The following is a 19,913-nucleotide window of genomic DNA, read 5'->3' on the forward strand; positions in this document are numbered from 1 at the left end:
CAGTGGTTCTTCCTCCGGTCGAACGGCATCGTCGCCACCGCCGACAGCACCCCGGCCCAGAAGATGATCTGCGGCACGGTCCGGTCCGTCCACGCCACCTCGGCCAGCAGCAGGGCGCAGAGCATCGTGCACCCCGCCTGGACCAGCACGATGCGCGCCCAGACGCGGCGCCGGACCACCGACCGCAGATTGATCTGGACCCCGGCCCGCAGCCGCCGGAAGAACAGCAGCGCGCCCAGCGCCCAGATCCCGGCCATCGGGACCAGGTCCCACAGGCGTTGGCCGAGTCCCAGAGGCAGTGCGCGCGGCGTCGCCCCGTCCTCGGGGAACAGGTCGAGGCCGACACCGGCGAAGACGACGCAGAGCAGCGCGAGCCAGCGCAGTCCGCGCAGCATGCGGTACGAGGCGTTGTCGAGGCCCCGCCGCATCTCCGCCGAGTCGGGGGCGACGGCGAGGGCATCGGCGTAGAGGGTGGCCGCGAGGGGTGCCTTGGCCTCGTCGGCGGCCTTGGCGGTGAGCCGGGAGAGAGCCTCCGGGTGGTGGGGGTCGAGCCGGAGGATGGCCTGGTCCAGCATGTCGGCGACGGTCCTGTTGCCCGCCATGCCGGCGATCAGCCTGGCCACTTCGAGGGGGAAGACCTCCTCGGGTGCCAGGCGCATGGCCTCTTTGGCGAGTTCGGCGGATTCGTCGAGGAAGACCTGCGGGATCCCGCCTCCGGGGAACCCGCCGCCGTGCTCCTGACCGTACCGGATGGCCTTGATGCGCCACAGCCAGTCGCCGAGCATCGCGTACCCCACCCAGTACTCGGGGGCGATGCGGATGACCTCCCGCAGGACGCCCTCGGTCTCCGGGAAGCGGCCGCCCACGGCCTGGAGGGCGTAGGCCCGCTGGATGAGCGCGGGGACGTCCTCGGGGTCGAGCGCGAGCGCCCGTTCGGTCGCCTCCAGCGCCTGGTCCGCCTCGTTCTCCAGGCGGAGATGGCACCGGGCGAGCCTGACCCAGGCCCGGACGTCCTCCGGATCCTCGGCGAGCCGCCGGGTGAGGACCGTCTTGGCTTCGTCGTACCGCCTCAGCTCGAAGAGCCCGTCGGCCCGTTCCAGGGAGGAGTGCGCGGTCGTCACAGCTTGCGCCTCTTCTTCAGGTACGCGACGAGGTCGTCGTACATGCCGCCCTCGTTCGCGAACATCGCCACATTGCGGGCCGAGGCGAACCACGGTTCGGTCGACGGGACGACCTCCTTCGCGGCCGCCAGCAGGTCCTTCATGCCGATCATGCGGACGGTGCCGGTGCGGGCCGACTCCAGCAGGGCGCGTTCGGCGGCGGCCTCGCAGACGTGGGCGAGGTCGGCGCCGGACAGGCCGTCGGTGGCCTTGGCCAGCCTGCCCAGGTCGATGTTCTCGATGGGACGGTCGCGCAGGTGGTAGCGGAGGATCGCCTCGCGGGCGGGGGCGTCGGGCGGCAGCACCAGGAGGGTGCGGTCCAGGCGGCCCGGGCGGCGCAGGGCGACGTCCACGTCCCAGGGGACGTTGGTGGCGGCCAGCACGAACACGCCCTCGTTGGCGCCGGCGTCGATGCCGTCCAGCTCGGTGAGCAGCTGGTTGACGGTGTTGCGCATGCCGCTGTGCGCCGTACGGCTGCGCTTGGCGCCGAGCGCGTCCAGCTCGTCGAGGAAGACCACGCAGGGGGCCTGGCGGCGGGCGGCCTCGAAGACCTCGTGCATGTTGCGCTCGGAGTTGCCCATCCACATGTCGAGGACGTCGTTGACGGACACCGACAGGAAGGACGCGCCGAGTTCACCGGCGACGGCCCGCGCGATGAAGGTCTTGCCGCAGCCGGGCGGCCCGTACAGCAGCAGGCCGCCGCGCAGGCTCTTGCCGTACAGGCGGCGCAGTTCGGGGTTGCGCAGGGGCGCGAGGAACGCCGCCTCCAGCCGCTCCTTCACCTCCCGCATGCCGCCGACGTCGGCCAGCCGTACGCCGCCCGGCGCCTCCACGTCCCAGGCGTCGGGGCCGCCCGTCGCGCCCGGCCCGTCGGCGGCGGCCCGCGGCGCCTCGGTGCCCGGTGTCCCGGTGTCCGTAGTCCCGGTGTCCGGCGTCCCGGTGTCCGGCGTCTCGACGAACCGGGGCGGTACGACGTCCCCGATCTGCTGCTCGGCGGCTTTCCAGTCGAAGCCGGTCGACGGCTCCCCCGTACCGTCCGCCGACGTGGTGGCGGGTGGCGGCTCGTCAGTCCCGGCAGGGGACGCGGGTATCCCCATCGCCCGGGCCATCAGCGCCCGCGCCTGCGCGTCCCCCGGCGCCTGCTGCAGCGCCGTGGCGACCTCGGCGACGGCGGCCTCGCCGTGCCCGGCGGCCAGCAGCAGCTCCGCCAGATGAAGGCGCAGGGGGACGTCGGCGGGGGCCGCGGCGACGGCCGTACGGAGGCTCTTGATCAGCGGGGACTCTTCGGACATGGCCCTACCCTACGGACCGGCGACCGGCCCCCGGTTCGGGGACCGGAGTTCCGTTTCACCTTCGGGGGACCGGACCGCCGAGGCGGTCGCCGCCTCGCGGGTGAAGGTAGCCGCCGCGTCCGCCCCCGATGGCCGACGGCCCCGATCGGTTCCGTCCGACCGATGTGATCAAGCCAACCGCCCTTGCGGCTCCCGGGAATTGTGCGGCGGCTCGGCTCTCGCGTATGAATGAGATCAACAAGCCGCGCTCCCTTTCGGACGCGGCTTATGTGCGCGGTTTCCTGACCCGAAACCGCTTTCGTTGATCTCACGGGGAGACAATAGAATGAACAAGGGCATACGTACGCGCCTGATGTCCGGTGCGGCTGCCGCTTTCGCGGCCGGCGCGCTGGTGCTGACGGCGGCCCCGGCACACGCCACCTCGGCCTCCACTTCCGTGGGTCTGCCGGGCGGCAACAAGATCTCGGTGAACGCCTGGCACTGCGGCTTCTACGTCACCACCTGTGACTGGAAGGCCTCCACCAAGATGTCGGGCAGCAACCCGCGCAAGGCGCAGTGGATCCAGAACCGCGCCGAGCTGCAGGCCCACGGCTTCAGCGTCTCCATCAAGATCTCCAAGAACCCCGAGGCCACGCTCACCATGAAGAGCAAGTCCCTCGGCGAGGTCCGCTGGAAGAACACCCGCGCCAACATCTCCGACACCCACGGCCAGATGCGCCCGGGCGGCGCCACCACCTACGTGTCGACCAAGAGCTGCGGCTCGGCCAAGGTCACCAACTCGATCAAGGTCAGCGAGAAGTGCGCCTACGCGGGCGCCGCCTGACCGGCTTCCGCTTCGGCGTGCCGAAGTAGTTGAGCGAGCGACAGGAAATGTCACACCGTCAAGGGCCCGGCGGTGTGGCATTTTTTGCTGGCTTTTGCCGGCTTTCCTGGGGGACCTGTGAATGAACGGGGGAGATCCGTGAGATTCGGTACCGTGCCGCGGCGGGCGCGTGGAGGAATTCCGGTGCGCCGTCTTCTCGGGGCGGCGACGGCCGCCGTCCTGATGGCGTCCTGCGCGTCGTGCATTTCCTCGTCCGGCGATTCGGAGCAACGGGATCCGGCCAGGGCCCGCCAGTTCGACGTGCTGGCCAGCGGCGAGAACGGCTACTACTACCACCCGTTCCTGCGCCGGGAGCCGGCCGGACCGCAGGCCCAGTCCTACGCACTGCGCACCCTCACCGAACTCGGCCGGGACCCGAAGACCAGCATGAGCCCCGCCGACGCCGCCTCCTTCCGCCACGACGCCCTGGAGACGGCCTCCCTGTGGGGCCGCGACTGGCTCGTCCCGCTGCGCCGCGCCGGCGCCGGCGACGTCCTCGGCCCCGCCGACGCGACGGCGGTGGGCAAGGCCCGCGCCGAGGGCGGCTGGTACGTCGACTCCGCGCTCGGCGACGACGGTGACGCGGCCCGCCTCGGTGGCACCTGGGCCGCCCTCGACGTCCTCGACGCGGTCGACGGCCTGGACGACCTCCCCGCGGACGACCGCGCCACCACCGTGGCCTGGCTGCGCTCGCTCGCCGACGCGCCCGCGTCCGCCCCGGGCGGCCGTCCCCTCGACCAGAGCAGCGCCCTCGCCGCCTCCCTGCGCCTCCTGCACGAACCCGTCCCGGCCACCCTCACCCGCGTCCCCGCGCCCCGCACCGACGACTACGCCGGCCTCACCCCCGAGGCCCGCGGCCAGCGGCTCGCCGACACCTACGCCTACGTCGTCGTCCAGGAGGCGGCCGGACGCAAGCCCGCGGTGGACCGCGGCACCTGGGAGCCGGTGCTCCGCGACGGCGCCGCCGAGCTGCCGTACGAGCAGCTCTACCAGCTGGTGCACGTCCTCGGAGCGGCCGGTTCGCCGCGGTCCCTGTTCACGCCGGTGATCGAGCGGCTCGAAGCCGACCGCCTCGACGACGGCACGGTCCGCGACCCCGACGCCTACCTCGGCAACCCCGACGCCTCCCTCTTCGTCCAGCGGCTGCGCGCCCTCGCGGGCTGGTCCCGCCGGGACCCCGGGCTGCTGTCCGCCCTCGACCGCGAGGAACACGCACCGGACGTGAGCCAGGAGGGCGCCGAGCGGCTGAACCGGGCCGCCCTGCGCCAGGTCACCGACGGTGACGACGACGCCGCCGACCAGGCACGGAAACTGTGCGCCGACCCGACGGTGCTGCCCGCCACCGTCACCGAGCAGAACGCCACCGTCTGGCAGCGCACCGCCCTGACCTGCACCGACGCCGACGCACCGGCGGCCGTCCCGACGGTCGCCCGCTGGGCCCTGGACACCCCCGCACGGCTGGTCGCGGCGGCCACGCTCACCGTGGGCCTCGCCGACGCCGGCCACCGGGACGCCGTGCCCTCCTGGATCACCGCCGACGCCCTGCGGCCCTGGGCACAGAACCCGGACCGCTTCCCCTCCGTCTACGACTACGCGCTGGTCGCCCGGGCCTACGTCCTGCTCGGCGGACCCGTGGACGGGACGCTGCGCGCCGCCCTGGACCGGGGCATCACCCCCCACCGGGGCTGCCCGGCCCTGCCCGACCTGTACCAGGTCGGCGGCGGCGACACCGCGTGCGACCTGAAGACCACCTGGGCCGTGTGGACGCTGGACCGGCGTCTGGACGGCGCCATGGGCTGGCTGCCGGCCGGCGACCAGGACGGGAGGAAGAGCGGAAAGTGAGCGAGAACCCGGTGAACGCACTGCTGCGCGCGGAGGGCGTGGGCAAGTCCTACACCCTGCGCGGAAGGAGGGTCGACGTCCTGCGGGAGGTCGACCTGGCCGTCGGAGGAGGCGAGATCACCGCCCTGGTCGGTCACTCCGGCTCCGGCAAGACGACGCTCCTGCACGTCCTCGGCCTGCTGACCCCGCCGGACCGGGGCCGCGTGTACGTCGACGGCACCGACACCTCCGGGCTCGGCGACGGCGCGCTCGCCGGCCTGCGCCGCACCCGGCTGGGCTTCGTCTTCCAGTCGTACAACCTGCTGCCGCAGCACTCGGCGCTGCGCAACGTGCTCCTGCCGTACGCCGGCCGCCGCGCCGACGGCGAGGACCGGGCCCGGCGGCTGCTGGAGCGGGTCGGGCTGGCCGAGCGCGCCGACCACCTGCCGAGCGAGCTCTCGGGCGGCGAACAGCAGCGGGTCGCGCTGGCCCGGGCGCTGGTCAACGACCCGCCCGTGGTGCTCGCCGACGAACCCACCGGGAACCTCGACACCGACAGCGAGGAGGTGCTGCTCGGCCTGTTCCGCGAACTGGCGGACGAGGGCCGCGCGGTGCTGCTCGTCACCCACAACCCGGCGGTGTCGGACCGCGCGGACGTGGTGCACCGCCTCGACAAGGGCGCGCTCGACACGACTGTCAGGACCGACACGACCACGGAGTCCGACACGACCACGAAGTCCGACACGACCACGGAGTCCGACACCATCACGAAGTCCGGCTCGACCACCAAGACCGCTACGGACCCCCGGACCGAAACGGACCCCCGGACCGAAACGGAGGGCACGGAATGAACGTCCTCGGCCTCGCCCTGGCCAACGTCCGGGCCCTGCGCCGCCGCCTCTACGGCCTGGTCGCGCTGGTCGCCGTCGCCGCGGCGGTCTGCCTCGCCGCCCTCGGCATCGCCGGCCGTGCGCAGGGCGCCACCGACTCGGGCGTCACACAGAGCAGCGCCAACCGCAGCGTCACCGTCGACCGGCCCGCCGACCGACCCGACACCCCGCAGCTCACCGACCGCACGGCCGCCCGCCTCGCCGCGCTGCCGCACGTGGCGTCGGTGCAGCACCGGGCGCAGGTGTCGTTCGGGGTGCTGACCGACGCGGGCGACACCGTCCTGCTCTACGCGACGACGTACCGCCCCGCGCTCCCCCCGCCGGTCACCAAGTCCGTCCGCGAGGACCTGTTCCCGCTGCGGCCCGGCGAGATCGTGGCACCCGCCGTGTCCCAGGGCGTGGACCTCGGCGCGCTGGTCGGCAAGCAGGTCGAGATCGAGACCACCCGCTTCGTCCGGCCCGGCGAGGGAACCGGTGTCACCGGCCACGCCCGGCTCGTCGGCGTCTACGACCCCACCTGGCAGCTGGACAACCCGGACGCCGCGTACGCCGCCGACGCCACCGTGATCAAGTGGGCGGCCGACCGCGCGGGCCGGCCCGAGAAGACGTACCTGAGCGGCATCGGCTACGACCAGCTGACCGTGGTCGCCGACCGCGCCGAGAACGTCCCGGACGTGATGAGGGCCGTCCAGGACCTCGGCTACCCGGCGGTCACCCTGCAGCAGCAGCTCGACGCGCTGCCCGCCGTACTGGAGATGATCAGGACCGTCGGCCGGGTGCTGCTCGGCGTGCTCGCCGTGCTGGCGTTCGCCGGTGCGATCACCGTGACCGGCGCGCTGTCCCGGCAGCGGGCCCAGGAGATCGGCGTCCTCAAGGCGGTCGGTTTCCGCACCCGGGCGGTGCTGACCATGCTGGTCACGGAGATGGCGCTGGTCGGCGCGGTGGCCGCGCTGGCCGGTGCCGCGCTCGGCGCGCTCCTCGCCGCCGGTTCGGCGGCCGTGCTGCGCGACAGCGCCGACCTCGCGCCCTACGTCGAGGACCGGCTGCCGCTCCCGGCGCCGGGCACCCTGCTGTTCCTCCTCGGCCTGACCGTGCTGGTGGTGGCGATCGGATCGCTGGCCCCGGCCCGCAAGGCGGCGAGGATGTCCCCCACCGAAGCGATGAAGGACTGGTGAGCCACCCGTCATGCCGTACGACGACACGCACCGCCCCGGGCGCGGCCGGCCGGCCGGACCGGCCCGCGCCGCCCTGGCGCTGACCGCGCTGGCGACCGCGGCCGCGCTGACGACGGGCTGCTCCGGCCCCGGCGGCGTCGACCTGGGCGACGACTGGCAGGGCTCCACGACCTTCGCGCTGGCCCGCGTCGACGGCCTGGTCACGGTCGTCGGGATCAACCCGGCCGCCGGGCACGCGCAGAGCCTGGCCGTGGTCCCGCAGCAGGAGGACGACACCGACGCGATCAGCCCGCACATCGTCCGCCTCGCCGACGGCCGCTGGCTGCTCAGCGTGCCCCGCGCGGACGGCAGGCCCGACCGCCGCTACACGCTCGACCGCGCCGATCAGGCCCTCGACGGGCTGCCCGAGGGGGAGAGCCTGCGCCGCACCCTGCCCGGCCGGACGCTCGTCGCGGAGGTCGGCGGGCTGCCCGAGGCGGGCGGCACCTCCAGCGTGCTGGTGAAGGACCCCGCCGACTGGTCCACCGAGCGCGATGTGAGGATCCCCGGCACCATCGCCCACGCCGCCTCCGACCCGGCGTCGGACACGATCTGCCTGAGCAACGGCACCGGCGTCTACACCGCCGCCCTGACCGACGGCCGCACCACGCCCGTCGCCGTTCCGAAGGACCTGACGGTCAAGGACCTGGCCTGCCCGGCAGGCCGGCCGGTCGTCGTAGGCGCCCCGGCGAAGGACACCGCCGGCGAGGTCGGGGCCGCGCTGACCCGGACCCCCGCCGCGACCCTCGTCTCGGTGACCGGCGGCCGGGTCGACGCGGTCGCCGCGACCAAGGACACGATCGTGATCGCGGCGGCCCACGGCGGCGCCACCGACCTGGTGGAACTCGACGCCGCCACCGGCAGGGAACGGCACCGCGCCACCCTCGACGCGCTCCCCGCCTCCCTCGGCATCACGCCCACCGAGGCGGGCTGGCTCGTCTACGCGGAGGACACGGTCACCCGCGTCGACCTGGCCACGGGCGCCACCGAGCGCTTCGACCTGCCGGGCACCCTGCTCGACTCCTGATCCCGCCCGAGGGGGGCACTACGGCGCCGGCGTCTCCGGGGGAGGCGTCGGCGCCCCGGGCAGCCGTACCGTCGCCACCGTGCCGCCGCCTTCCGCGCGGGCCAGCGTCACCTGCCCGCCGGCCTCCTGGACGGTGCGGGCGACGATGGACAGGCCGAGGCCGGAGCCGGGCAGCGAGCGGGCGGACGGCGACCGCCAGAAGCGGTCGAAGACGTAGGGCAGTTCGTCCTCGGGCACGCCGGGACCGTGGTCGCGGACGGTGAGGACACCGCCGGTCAGGGTCACCTCGATGGTGCCCCCGGCGGGGCTGAACTTCACCGCGTTGTCGAGGACGTTGACCACCGCGCGCTCCAGCGCGGCCGGCTCCGCCCGGGTGTACCAGGGCTCCAGGGAGGCGTCGATCGTCAGCTCCGGGCCCCGCAGCCGCGCCCGGCGCAGCGCGGCCCGCACCGCGTCCTCCAGCGACACCACCTGCACCCGCTCCCCGCGCTGCCCCTGCGACCGGGACAGCTCCTGCAGATCGCCGATCAGCGCGGCCAGCTCGGTCATCTGCGCCTTCACCGACGTCAGCAGCGCCTTGCGGTCGGCCGCCGGGAGGGGGCGGCCGGTCTCCTCGCTGCGGGTCAGCAGCTCGACGTTGGTGCGCAGCGACGTCAGCGGCGTGCGCAGTTCGTGCCCCGCGTCCGCGATGAGCTGCTGCTGCAGCTCCCGGGAGCCGGCCAGCGCGGACGTCATGGAGTTGAAGGACCGCGAGAGCCGGGCCACCTCGTCGTCGGCGTCGTCCTCGACCGGGATGCGGATTCCCAGGTCCTCGGTCCGGGCGACGTGCTCGACCGCGTCGGTCAGCTTGTCCACGGGCCGCAGTCCGGCCCGCGCGACCGCGAGCCCGGCGGCCCCGGCGCCGACCACTCCGACCCCGGAGACGAGCAGCAGCAGCAGGGCGAGTTCGTTGAGGGTCTCCCTGGTCTTGTCCAGGGGCACGGCGACGAGGAAGGCGGCGCGGGACACCTCGCCGGTGAGGTTGTTGCGCAGGGCGAGGGGGACGGTCAGCACCCGTACGGGGGTGCCGTCCTGCGCGGTCCCGTCGCGGTAGACCCCTTCGTTGTCGCCCGCGTCGTCGATCACGTTCTCGTCGGCCCGGGTGACCTTGACGACGCCCCGGGACTCGCCGAGGACACAGGCGGTCCCGTCGGGCGTGATCGCCTGGGAGTAGGCGTTGCGGTAGCCGTTGAAGCCGCTCTGCGGGCTCTGGGTGCAGTTGAGCAGGGCGTTCTCGATGCCCGCCCGCTGGGCCGGGCCGATCGCCGACGCCTTCTCCAGCTCGCTGTCCAACTGGTCGTACAGCTTGCCCTGCACCACGAACCAGCAGGTCACCGATACCGCCGCGACGGCGAACGCCACCGCCGCCGCCACCAGCAGCGACAGTCGCGTCCGGATCGGCAGCGCGCGGAACCGGCGGAGCACCTTGTTCACTCGGCCCCGCCCTGGCGCAGGACGTAGCCCACGCCCCGCACGGTGTGCACGAGCCGCGGCTCGCCGCCGGCCTCGGTCTTGCGGCGCAGGTACATCACGTACACGTCCAGCGAGTTGGAGCTCGGCTCGAAGTCGAAGCCCCACACGGCCTTCAGGATCTGCTCGCGGGTGAGCACCTGGCGCGGGTGGGCCATGAACATCTCCAGCAGGGTGAACTCGGTGCGGGTCAGCTCCACCGGGCGCGTGCCCCGGGTCACCTCCCGGGTGACGAGGTCCATCCGCAGGTCGGCGAAGGCGAGCGCCTCGTCCCGCCGCGCCTCGGCGGACACGGCGGCGGCGTAGGAGCTGCGCCGCAGCAGGGCGCGGATACGGGCGAACAGCTCGTCCAGTTCGAACGGCTTGACCAGGTAGTCGTCGGCCCCGGCGTCCAGCCCGGTGACGCGGTCGCCGACCGTGTCGCGGGCGGTGAGCATGAGGATCGGCGTGGTGTCCCCGGTGCCGCGGACCCGCCGGGCGGCCGTGAGGCCGTCCATGCGGGGCATCTGGATGTCGAGGACGATCAGGTCGGGCCGGTAGGCAGCCGCCTTGTCGAGGGCGTCGGCGCCGTCGACGGCCACTTCCGTGTCGTAGCCCTCGAAGGCGAGGCTGCGCTGGAGTGCTTCGCGTACCGCCGGCTCGTCGTCGACGATCAGGATGCGCTGGGGGTCACGGTCGCCTTCGGCGGGGCTCATGGGCGTGGCTTCCTCGGTCGGGAGTCGGGCGGGCGGGACGCTCTCAGCGTCGCACGTCCGCCCGGCGGCGCCGGGCCCGGGCGGCACGCTTGGCGGCACCGCGGCCGGCCGTGCCCCGCGCCGCCACCTCCGGTGCCCGGCCGCCGTCCGCCGCCGGCGGGTGCAGTTCGTACGCCACGCCGAGGGCCAGTGCGAGACCGGCGGCGCCGGCCCCGGTCGCCGGGTGCGGAACCTGCTTGATCATGACGTGCTCCTCGGGAGGGGGCGGGCGGGTCAGCTGCCGGAGCCGCCGGCCCGCAGCGTGGCGAGGTCGGACTTGACGGTGTCGACCGGGATGGCGAAGCCGAGGCCGACGCTGCCCGCGTCGGAGGAGCCGGAGCCCGCGGCCGAGTACATCGCCGAGTTGATGCCGATGATGTTGCCGTTCATGTCGATGAGGGCGCCGCCGGAGTTGCCCGGGTTGAGGGAGGCGTCCGTCTGGATCGCCTTGTACGTCGTCGTGGACGACCCGGTGTCGCCGTTGAACTGCCGGCCGCCGAACTCGAACGGCCACCCGCCGTCCGGCCGCTGCTGCTGCCCGCCCTCGTCGGTGGAGACGGTGACGTCCCGGTCGAGGGCGGAGACGATGCCGCTGGTCACGGTGCCGGTCAGCCCTTCGGGCGAGCCGATCGCCACGACGGTGTCGCCGACCTGGACGCGGGAGGAGTCACCGAGGCTCGCCGCCTTGAGCCCCGAGGCGTTCTCCAGCTTGATCAGCGCGAGGTCCTTCGCCGGGTCGGTGCCGACGACCCGCGCGCTGTACTTCGTGCCGTCGCTCGTGCGCACCGAGACCGAGGAGGCGCCGGCGATCACGTGGTTGTTGGTGACGATCTCGCCGTCACCGGTGATGATCACGCCGGAGCCGGTCGACGCGCCGTTGCCGAGCGTCGCGTTGATCTCGACGATGCTGGGGCTGACGGCGGCGGCGATGGCCGCGATGTCGCCCTTCTTGGCGGCCGGCACCACGTTGGTGGCGGCGGTGGCCGCCACGGCGGTGTCGTCACCGACGAGTTCCTGGATCCCGTAGGCGGTGCCGCCGCCGATCGCCGCGGCCACGATGGCCACGGCCGCCAGCAGCCCCACGGGGCCTCGGGTCCGCCTGCGCCTGCCCTGCGCGGGGGGCGTCGGCTGGTGCGCCGTCGGCTGGTGCGCCGGCGGGGCCGGCCATTCCGGATTCACGTAAGGGTTCTCCGTCATGGCACCGAGCTTTCCGCCCGACCATGAGAGCCGCCTGAGGGCGGTCTGAGAACCCGGCCAGAAGTGCGTTCGCCCTACATGAGGGCGCGCTACACGCACCCACAGGACCGGCGCGTGACCAGCCGGGACGGGAACGTCTTCAGCCGCTCCCGCCGGGAGCCCGCGACGCGCAGTCCGTCGTCCAGGACCAGGTCGACGGCGGCGCGGGCCATGTCCGAGCGGTCCGAGCCGACCGTCGTCAGCGGCGGGTCGGCCAGCGCCGCTTCCTTGATGTCGTCGAACCCGGCCACCCCCAGCTCGCCGGGGACGTCGATCCGCAGTTCCCGGGCCGCCCGCAGCAGGCCGATCGCCTGGTCGTCGGTGGAGCAGAAGATCGCCGGGGGCCGCTCCGGCCCGGCGAGTATCTTCAGCGCCACCTCGTAGGCGTCGTACCGGTTGTAGGGCGCCTCGAAGAGCCGTCCCTCGGTGGACAGGCCGGCCTCCTCCATCGCGCGCTTCCAGCCCTCGACGTGGTCGGAGACCGGGTCGCCGACGGCCGGTGTCTGCGCCGTACCGCCCATACAGGCCACGTACTCGTAGCCGTGCTCCAGCAGGTGCCGCACGGCCTGCCGGGCGCCGCCCCGGTCGTCGAGGACCACGGCGACGTCGTCCATGGCCTCGGGCCGCTCGTGCAGCAGCACCACCCGGGCGTCCCAGGCGTCGATCTCGGCGGCGGCCAGGTCGTTCAGCGCGTGTGAGACGAGGATGAGGCCGGAGACCCGCATCCCGAGGAACGCCCGCAGGTAGTGGACCTCGCGCTCGCCGATGTAGTCGGAGTTGCCGACGAGCACCATCTTCCCGCGCTCGGACGCGGCCTGTTCGACCGCGTGCGCCATCTCCGCGAAGAACGGCTGGCGCGCGTCCGGCACGATCAGGCCTATGAGGTCGGTGCGCCGCGAGGCCATCGCCTGGGCCACCCGGTCGGGCCGGTACCCCAGCTCCTTGATGGCGGCGAGGACACGCTCGCGCGTGGCCGGGGCGACCGGCCGGGGTCCGTTGTTGATGACGTAGCTGACGACGGCGGTGGAGGTACCCGCCAGCCGTGCCACATCGTCCCGAGTCACCTTGGCCACGCGCGGAGTCTACGCGGAGAGACCGCCTCTGGGCAGGGCGTGAAGGAGCCCGGCCCGACCGTCCCGAGGGGTGGACGGCGCCTCGTGGGCGCCCCGCGCCGGGCCCCGCGCCGGTGTCACGCCTCGGCGGACACTTCCTCGGCACCCACGACGGCCGACTTGTCCGAATCGACACTCTTCGTCCGGTCCGCCTTGGTCTTGGCCTCCTCGGCGGCGCGCTCCACCTTCTCCGGCGTAACGAATCGATAACCGACGTTCCGGACGGTGCCGATCAGCGACTCGTGCTCGGGGCCGAGCTTGGCGCGCAGCCGCCGCACGTGCACGTCGACCGTCCGGGTGCCGCCGAAGTAGTCGTACCCCCAGACCTCCTGCAGCAGCTGGGCGCGGGTGAAGACCCGGCCCGGGTGCTGGGCCAGGTACTTCAGCAGCTCGAACTCCTTGAAGGTCAGGTCGAGGACCCGGCCCTTGAGCTTGGCGGAGTAGGTCGCCTCGTCGACCGAGAGGTCGCCGTTGCGGATCTCCATCGGGGAGTCGTCGTTGACGATCTGCTGCCGGCCCATCGCCAGCCGCAGCCGCGCCTCGACCTCGGCCGGTCCGGCGGTGTCCAGGAGTACGTCGTCGATGCCCCAGTCGGCGGTGACGGCGGCGAGGCCGCCCTCGGTGACGACCAGGACGAGCGGGCAGCCCGGCCCGGTGGAGCGCAGCAGCTGGCAGAGGCTGCGCACCTGGGGCAGGTCGCGGCGGCCGTCGACGAGGATGACGTCGGCGCCCGGGGTGTCGACAAGGGCGGGGCCCTCGGCGGGGGCCACCCGCACGTGGTGCAGCAGCAGGCCGAGGGCGGGAAGCACCTCCGTCGACGGCTGGAGGGCGTTGGTCAGGAGCAGCAGAGAACTCATATGTCTGGTTCCTCCTCGGTCCCTGCGAGGACGTGTTCGGCACAGCACCTGCTCTGCGATCCCGAAGGCCCATACACGAGCGTTCGCCTGGGGTTTCCCGCTTCGTATACAACGCTTCCGAAAGCACAAAAGGACCCGGGGGCTACGCTGCCCGAGTCCTCTGCCCAGCAGAATAGCCGACATGAGCGACGGTCCGGCAGGTCATGTGGCACGTTCCACCGTTCGTCCGTATGGCGAGACGACCCAACACGCACCATTGCGGACGTTTCTGCGCACGGCCGACGGGGTTTCGGTCGATTTCGTATACGACCCGCCCGCGGTTGTATACGACGCCTCCCGGCCACCCTCCGGTGACCTGGTGTTCGTCGTCGCGCACGGCTTCACCGGCGACGTGGACCGGCCACACGTACGGAGGGTGGTGGCGGGTCTGCGGCGTCACGGGGCCGTCGCCGCCTTCTCCTTCCGCGGCCACGGCGCCTCCGGCGGCCGCTCCACGGTCGGCGACCGCGAGGTCCTCGACCTGGACGCGGTGGTCCGCCGGGTCCGCGACCTCGGGCACCGGCGCGTGGTCACCGTCGGCTTCTCGATGGGCGGCTCGGTCGTCCTGCGGCACGCGGCGCTGCACGCCGGGACGGTGTCCGCGGTGGTCTCCGTCAGTGCCCCCGCCCGCTGGTACTACCGGGGCACCGCCCCCATGCGCCGCCTGCACTGGCTGGTGACCCGCCCGGCCGGCCGCCTGGTCGGCCGCTACGGCTTCCGCACCCGCATCCACCACCGCGACTGGGACCCGGTCCCGCTGTCCCCCGTGGAGGCGGTCCCCAGGATCGCCCCCACCCCGCTCCTCGTCGTCCACGGCGACAGCGACGGCTACTTCCCGCTCGACCACCCGCGCGCCCTCGCCGACGCCTCCGCCGGCCACGCCGACCTGTGGCTGGAGCCCGGCATGGGCCACGCCGAGCACGCGACCGACGAGGCGCTGCTGGACCGCATCGCGGACTGGGCCCGGTCGGCGGCCGACGCCGCCGACCGGGCCCGGCGGGGAACCTGACCGCCCGCTCCGGCGGTTCTCCGGCCCCTCGAGCAGGTCTCCGGCGTCTACGGCAGGTCCCGCGTCGTACTGGCCACCAGACGGCCGATCTCGAACCCCTCCAGGCGGGCGGTGTGAGCGGCGGCCGCTCCCGGCACCAGAAGGTCGGCCTGGCCGCCGGCGAGGTCGACGGAGGCGCGGGGACGCTGGTCGAGGTAGACGTCGACCCGGTCCACGTTCTCGGCCGTGAGCCGCAGATGCAGGGCGCCGTCGGCGGGGACGGCCTCCGTGAGGTTCACGGCGTGCGGAGCCATGCCCTGCAGAAGCCGCCCCGCGTGGTCGAGGAGGTCGGCGTTGCCCTCCAGCAGGTCGCGGCGGGTCATCCGGTGCGTCTCGTCGGGGACGACCCCGAGGTCCTCCACCGGGGTGCCCGAGTTCGGCCCGACCCGCAGCGTGCGGCGGATCGACACTCGCATCCCGGCACCGGCCGGCAGCGGCAGATAGGGCGTGGCCGGGTCGTCCGCCATGAAGTCGGACAGCAGCTCCTGCGTCCAGACGTTGGCGCCGCCGGCGCCCGTGTTGTCGTCGGTGCCGAGCACGGGGCCGATCCCGTGATCCTGGAAACCCGCCGCGAAGATGTCCGTGGCCGAGTAACAGCGGGCGTTGGTGATCAGGACGACCGGCCCGAAGTACTGCTGGCCGATGGCGTTGGCACCCTTCTCCGGGGTGATCGGGAAGGCGGCCGAGAACACCGATCCGGTCTCCAGCGACTGTTCCATCGACGGGACCCAGGAGCCCAGGTCCAGCCCGGGGTCCCTTTGATGAAGTCGGCAGATCCGCAGGTTGAGGGGCGTGTTGAGGAACTGCACGGGTTCCGGGGTGATCCGCCGCGGTGTCAGCGTCTGCAGGGTGAACTCGGCCGCGTGGATGTGCCCGCCCCCGTTGTCCCGGACGTCCACGACGAGGCCGCCCTGCGGCAGCCGGCGCACGAGCCGGACGAACTCGGCGACGAAGGCTCCGGGGCTGTCGACGTTGAACGTGAAGATGCGGAGGTGGCCGAAGACCCCGGACGCCGTCCGGACGGTCCGGGCCCGGAACACCGAGGGCATGGTGGTGACGACCTCACCCGCCCCCAGGTCCGGCACCGGTGCGTCCGCCTCGGCGGCCTGTGCCTGGGCGACCACCTGCGGCGCGAACAGCAGCACCTTGGCCCGCTGGGTCTCGTCGCCGTCGAGGTCGAGGCCCTGGAACACGGCCGTGTCCCGGCGGGCGGCGACGAAGGAGGGCAGGTTCTCCACGATCTGCCAGCTCAGCCGGATCTCCCGGGCTGTCCCCGCGAGGTCGAGGTAGCTGACGGTCACCCACTCCTCCAACGGAGGCAGGTGGATGACCAGCGGGCGCACGGTCAGCGACTGCACACCCCGGCTGCGGCGGGCCGCCGCGTTGCCGCCGGCGAACCGGGCCGCGTTGAGGTCGACGGCGTCCAGGACGGGAATGCCGCTCCAGTGAGTGATCTCGACCCCCGGCTCGAACCCGGGCGCGGAGAAGCCCTGGGCGACATGGGTGACCAGGAAACGGGTTCGGTCGTCTTCCGTGCAGGGCTCCACCAGGAAGGGCAGGAAGGCGATCTTGCCGATGAACGGCTCGGGCAGCAGGTAGTTGGTGTGCAGGTCGCGCACGGAGTGGAAGATCTCCGACATCTCGGCGTGGAAGAGCCACTCCCGCGGCATGGTCCGCGGCGTCTGCCGCTCCAGGCGCCGGTGCAGCAGCCGCAGCCGCTGGACCGGGTTGACGGCGTGCATCGCGGTTTTCAGCGGGAGGTGGACGTAGTTCTGCTCCAGCAGGACGAGGGCCTGGTCGACGAGGCGCCGGCGGTCCTCCAGGGACAGCCGTCCCGCGCCCTCCAGGAAGGCGGGCAGGGGAGCCGCGCCGCGCAGGTGGTCCCGCACCGGTTCCGCCGCGTTACGGGGGAACTCGCGTGCGCTGTCGTGAGCCGTGGGGGTCATGGTGATACGCCGGTCCTTCACGATCGGGGCGGGCCCGGGCCGGGCGGGCACCCGGCCCGGGCCCCGGCGGGGTCAGCTCCACCGGATGTCGGCCGTGGACTCCAGCGGCGCCCGGTCCGCGGCGGCCTCGGGCACCTGGAGCGTGTCGCCCTTGTGCAAGGCGGCGGGGAAGCGCAGCCGGGTACGGTCCTCGACCTCGCCGAGGGTGACCTGGAAGACCCGGAACTCGTCCAGCTCCAGCGCCTCCAGCTGGTCCAGGTTCTGGGTGAGCAGGAACGCCTTGACCTTGAGCTCTCCGTTCTCGGTGAAGGCGATCACCTTGTAGAACTCGCGGGGTACGGGCACGTCCCGGTAGACGCGGTCGTCGTCCTGGAAGACGGGGCCGCCGATGACGCTGATCCGCAGGTCGTCGACGTCGACGTCGGCGAAGACGGCGTCCTCCAGCTCGCCCCACACCCCGTTTCTGGCGCTCTGGTTGAAGTCGTCCATCTGCGGGGTGATGTTGGTGTAGAAGAACGAGTCGGTGTTGGCCTTCCGGGCCTCCGGCAGGCTCCCCCAGAGCAGGTCGGCGCGGCGGGCGATGTGCCCGCGGTCGAGCCGGTTGGCCTGGTACAGCTCGTTGCCGACCTGGGCGGTGCCGGGCAGCCGCGGATCCTTGACGAAGGGGATGCCGCTGCGGCTGAGCTTCTTCAGCGAGGCGCCGTCGACGTTCCAGGCCACCCAGAACGGGAAGCGCCGAGGCTCGCTCAGGGCGAGGGAGAAATGCGTGTAGGGGATCACCGGCGAGCCGCCCAGCAGTACGGCGTCCTGGGCCAGGTCGGTGTCCAGCTCAGGGGGCTCGATCCGTTCGCCGAGGAACCCGGCGTCGTAGCCGGCGATGATCTCCAGCTCCTCCGGAGCCGGCTGGGTGAGGGTGATGTCGAGCTTCTCGAACACCGAGGTCGACAGGCAGGCCAGCGCGTGCTCGTCGGGGTCACCGGTGCCCTCGCCGGCGAAGTGCAGCCCGGCCATCACCGTGCTGACGCGGTCGCCCTCCTTGAACAGCCAGGCCGCCCCGGAGTCACCGCCGCTGCTGACCTCGCCGTCCGACGACGGATGGTCGGGGTCCGGGCCGATCTCGAAGCAGCCCACGGTCCTGACGCCGGTCACCCCGCCGTAGTCGATCTTCGCCACGGTGTCGACGCGGCGGACGACGCCGTGGGTGACCCCGGTCGACCGGCCGCTCTTGACCACCTTGTCGTCGAGCTCGGGTTCCCCGAGGGTCCGGGGTGCGACATCCAGTTCGAGGAGTTCCGGGAAGAAGTGGCGGTTCTCCACGGTCGCCACCGCGCAGTCGCCGGCCACGCCGAGGTGCGAGCGCTTGAGCACACCCAGACGGTTGCGGTCGACGCGGTTGTCGTCCCGGGTGCCGGGCTGCACCACCTCCACGCCCAGCTCCCCGAACGGGCCCTGCAGCACATGCCAGTTGCTCAGTACGTACGGTGTGCCGTCGGCCCTGTCGAAGACGACGCACCCGATGGTGCCCGCCGAGACCGTCACCGCGCCGACGCTGGCCCCCGGCCGTATCGGGTCGAGCCGGGTCTTGCGCAGGGGGCTCTCCACCTCGGGCACCGTGCGGAAGCTCGGCTGGTAGGTGCGCTCGACGACATCGGTCGGCACCTCATGGCCGTCGACGGTGATCGTGGCCGGGATCAGGGACGTGCCCAGGGACTCCAGCACCTCCGGCTCGGCCTTGGCCGCCACGGTGAACTGCAGCGCCACCTCCTCGCCCCGCTCCCCGTCGGTGATCTTCCGGCCGATGCCGACGGAGGTGATGTTCGGGTCCTCCAGCAGGTGCGGGCCCCGGGTGCGGATGTACTGCCGCAGCGAGGCGACGAGTTCGTCGTCGGGGGAGGAGGCCCGGGGGGAGGTCCGGCGCGCCGAGGCGGGCCGCGGTGCGGATGTCGGGGCGCCCTTGGAGACGGCCTTCGACGCTGTCTTCTTCGTGGTTCTCGTGGCCATGACGGCCACATCCCTTCGTCGGCGGGACGTCAGGGGGCGAGCACCGGAAAGTGGGTGACCGGTGCGACTCCGAGGAGTGGTGGAGGTGAGAACGGCAGCCGGGACACGTCACCGGACCTGCGGTGGAGGACGTCGTCGCGCCCCTCACCTCCATCATCGGTGAGGGGCGCGGAGAAGCAAGTCGACGTTGGGGCTACGGCTCCACGACGACTTCCTGGGCGGCGGCCGTGTCGCCCGCGACCAGGGGGGCGTCGAGCGGCACGTTGCGCTTGACGAGGGCGAGGGCGACCGGGCCCAGCTCGTGGTGGCGGACCGACGTCGTCACGAAGCCGATCCTGCGGCCGTCGGGCCCGTCCGCCGCGAGCCGGAGCTCCGTGCCCGGCGCCGGGAGGTGCACCTCGCTGCCGTCGAGGTGCAGGAAGACCAGGCGGCGCGGCGGCTTGCCGAGGTTCTGCACCCGGGCGACCGTCTCCTGGCCCCGGTAGCAGCCCTTCTGCAGGTGGACGGCCGAGCCGATCCAGCCCAGCTCGTGCGGGATCGTGCGGTGGTCCGTCTCGAAGCCGAGGCGGGGCCGGTGGTGCTCGACGCGCAGCGCCTCGTACGCCAGCAGCCCGGCCGGTGACCCGACCCGCTCGGCGAAGGCCTCCAGGTCCTCGCGCGGCAGGAACAGGTCCCGCCCGTAGGGCGTCTCCCGTACGACGACGCCGTCCGGGACCGGGGCGATGGAACCGGCGGGCAGGTGCACCACCGCGATGTCGTCGGTGCGGTCGGCGACCTCGACCCGGTAGAAGAACTTCATCGACTCCAGGTAGGCGACCAGCGCCTCCCGGGTGCCGGGCTCGACGTGCGCCCAGACCGTCTCGCCGTCGTCGACGAGATACAGCGCGTGCTCGATGTGCCCGTGCGCGGAGAGGATCAGCGCCTCGGTGGCCCGCCCGGCGGGCAGGTCGCTGACGTGCTGGGTGAGCAGCAGGTGCAGCCAGCTCAGCCGGTCGGCGCCGGACACGGTGATCACCCCTCGGTGCGAGAGGTCGACGAATCCGGTGCCGTCGGCGAGGGCGCGCTGCTCGCGGAACAGATCGCCGTAATGGGCGGCGACGCCTTCGTCCACACCCTCGGCGGGGACGGCGCCGGGCAGGGACAGCAGGGGGCTCTTCATACCCCT

The 19,913-nt window shown here is 73.0% G+C and carries 17 protein-coding genes; 6 read left to right on the plus strand and 11 right to left on the minus strand.

Annotation, left to right across the window (positions count from 1 at the left end; all coding sequences use genetic code 11):
* Positions 1-1,121: tetratricopeptide repeat protein (locus AC3ET3_RS29090; RefSeq protein WP_432139561.1), on the minus strand; the 1,121-nt coding region annotated here is incomplete at its 3' end.
* The gene (locus AC3ET3_RS29095) at positions 1,118-2,452 is read right to left on the minus strand and encodes an ATP-binding protein (protein WP_432158271.1); all 1,335 of its coding nucleotides are present in this window, start codon (positions 2,450-2,452) and stop codon (positions 1,118-1,120) included. The genes AC3ET3_RS29090 and AC3ET3_RS29095, both read right to left, overlap by 4 nt.
* A gap of 325 nt (positions 2,453-2,777) precedes the next feature.
* Here AC3ET3_RS29095 and AC3ET3_RS29100 point away from each other — a divergent pair, with 325 nt between their 5' ends.
* From AC3ET3_RS29100 to AC3ET3_RS29120, 5 genes are all read left to right on the plus strand, one after another.
* The gene (locus AC3ET3_RS29100) at positions 2,778-3,275 is read left to right on the plus strand and encodes a hypothetical protein (RefSeq protein ID WP_432139563.1); all 498 of its coding nucleotides are present in this window, start codon (positions 2,778-2,780) and stop codon (positions 3,273-3,275) included.
* A 183-nt stretch (positions 3,276-3,458) separates the two neighbouring features.
* Entirely contained in the window at positions 3,459-5,156 is a 1,698-nt protein-coding gene (locus AC3ET3_RS29105) for a hypothetical protein (RefSeq protein WP_435613165.1), read from the plus strand.
* Positions 5,153-5,986 carry an ABC transporter ATP-binding protein gene (locus AC3ET3_RS29110; protein WP_435613166.1) on the plus strand — a complete coding sequence of 278 codons (834 nt, stop codon included), beginning with the start codon at positions 5,153-5,155 and terminating at the stop codon, positions 5,984-5,986. Before AC3ET3_RS29105 ends, AC3ET3_RS29110 begins: the two co-directional genes overlap by 4 nt.
* Positions 5,983-7,200, plus strand: a complete 1,218-nt coding sequence (locus AC3ET3_RS29115; RefSeq protein ID WP_435613167.1) for an ABC transporter permease — start codon at positions 5,983-5,985, stop codon at positions 7,198-7,200. Before AC3ET3_RS29110 ends, AC3ET3_RS29115 begins: the two co-directional genes overlap by 4 nt.
* A 10-nt stretch (positions 7,201-7,210) precedes the next feature.
* Positions 7,211-8,266, plus strand: a complete 1,056-nt coding sequence (locus AC3ET3_RS29120) for a hypothetical protein (protein WP_435613168.1) — start codon at positions 7,211-7,213, stop codon at positions 8,264-8,266.
* An 18-nt stretch (positions 8,267-8,284) separates the two neighbouring features.
* Here AC3ET3_RS29120 and AC3ET3_RS29125 read toward each other — a convergent pair whose 3' ends face one another.
* From AC3ET3_RS29125 to AC3ET3_RS29150, 6 genes are all read right to left on the minus strand, one after another.
* Entirely contained in the window at positions 8,285-9,739 is a 1,455-nt protein-coding gene (locus AC3ET3_RS29125) for a HAMP domain-containing sensor histidine kinase (RefSeq protein ID WP_432139568.1), read from the minus strand.
* The gene (locus AC3ET3_RS29130; RefSeq protein ID WP_432139569.1) at positions 9,736-10,470 is read right to left on the minus strand and encodes a response regulator transcription factor; all 735 of its coding nucleotides are present in this window, start codon (positions 10,468-10,470) and stop codon (positions 9,736-9,738) included. Before AC3ET3_RS29130 ends, AC3ET3_RS29125 begins: the two co-directional genes overlap by 4 nt.
* Before the next feature lie 43 nt (positions 10,471-10,513).
* Positions 10,514-10,714, minus strand: a complete 201-nt coding sequence (locus AC3ET3_RS29135) for a hypothetical protein (protein ID WP_432139570.1) — start codon at positions 10,712-10,714, stop codon at positions 10,514-10,516.
* Positions 10,715-10,743: 29 nt separating this feature from the next.
* Entirely contained in the window at positions 10,744-11,706 is a 963-nt protein-coding gene (locus AC3ET3_RS29140) for a S1C family serine protease (RefSeq protein WP_432139571.1), read from the minus strand.
* An 89-nt stretch (positions 11,707-11,795) separates the two neighbouring features.
* Complete coding sequence (locus tag AC3ET3_RS29145) at positions 11,796-12,818, minus strand: LacI family DNA-binding transcriptional regulator (protein WP_432139572.1); 1,023 nt, start codon at positions 12,816-12,818, stop codon at positions 11,796-11,798.
* Between the two features lie 116 nt (positions 12,819-12,934).
* Entirely contained in the window at positions 12,935-13,714 is a 780-nt protein-coding gene (locus tag AC3ET3_RS29150) for a response regulator transcription factor (protein ID WP_432139573.1), read from the minus strand.
* A 181-nt stretch (positions 13,715-13,895) separates the two neighbouring features.
* Between AC3ET3_RS29150 and AC3ET3_RS29155 the strand changes: the two genes are divergently transcribed.
* Positions 13,896-14,762 carry an alpha/beta hydrolase gene (locus AC3ET3_RS29155; protein ID WP_435613169.1) on the plus strand — a complete coding sequence of 289 codons (867 nt, stop codon included), beginning with the start codon at positions 13,896-13,898 and terminating at the stop codon, positions 14,760-14,762.
* Between the two features lie 47 nt (positions 14,763-14,809).
* Here the strand turns inward: AC3ET3_RS29155 and AC3ET3_RS29160 are convergent, their stop codons facing one another.
* The 3 genes from AC3ET3_RS29160 to ygfZ all read right to left on the minus strand — a co-directional run bounded on the left by AC3ET3_RS29160 (position 14,810) and on the right by ygfZ (position 19,907).
* A complete protein-coding gene (locus AC3ET3_RS29160; protein ID WP_432139455.1) occupies positions 14,810-16,747 on the minus strand; it encodes a S41 family peptidase in 1,938 nt (645 codons plus the stop codon).
* Positions 16,748-16,819: 72 nt separating this feature from the next.
* Complete coding sequence (locus tag AC3ET3_RS29165; RefSeq protein ID WP_432139454.1) at positions 16,820-18,748, minus strand: DNA/RNA non-specific endonuclease; 1,929 nt, start codon at positions 18,746-18,748, stop codon at positions 16,820-16,822.
* 193 nt (positions 18,749-18,941) lie between these two features.
* On the minus strand, positions 18,942-19,907 hold the full coding sequence (gene ygfZ, locus AC3ET3_RS29170) for a CAF17-like 4Fe-4S cluster assembly/insertion protein YgfZ (protein ID WP_432139453.1): 966 nt from the start codon (positions 19,905-19,907) through the stop codon (positions 18,942-18,944).
* Between the last annotated feature and the right edge of the window lie 6 nt (positions 19,908-19,913).

Source organism: Streptomyces sp. bgisy159 (assembly GCF_057707805.1).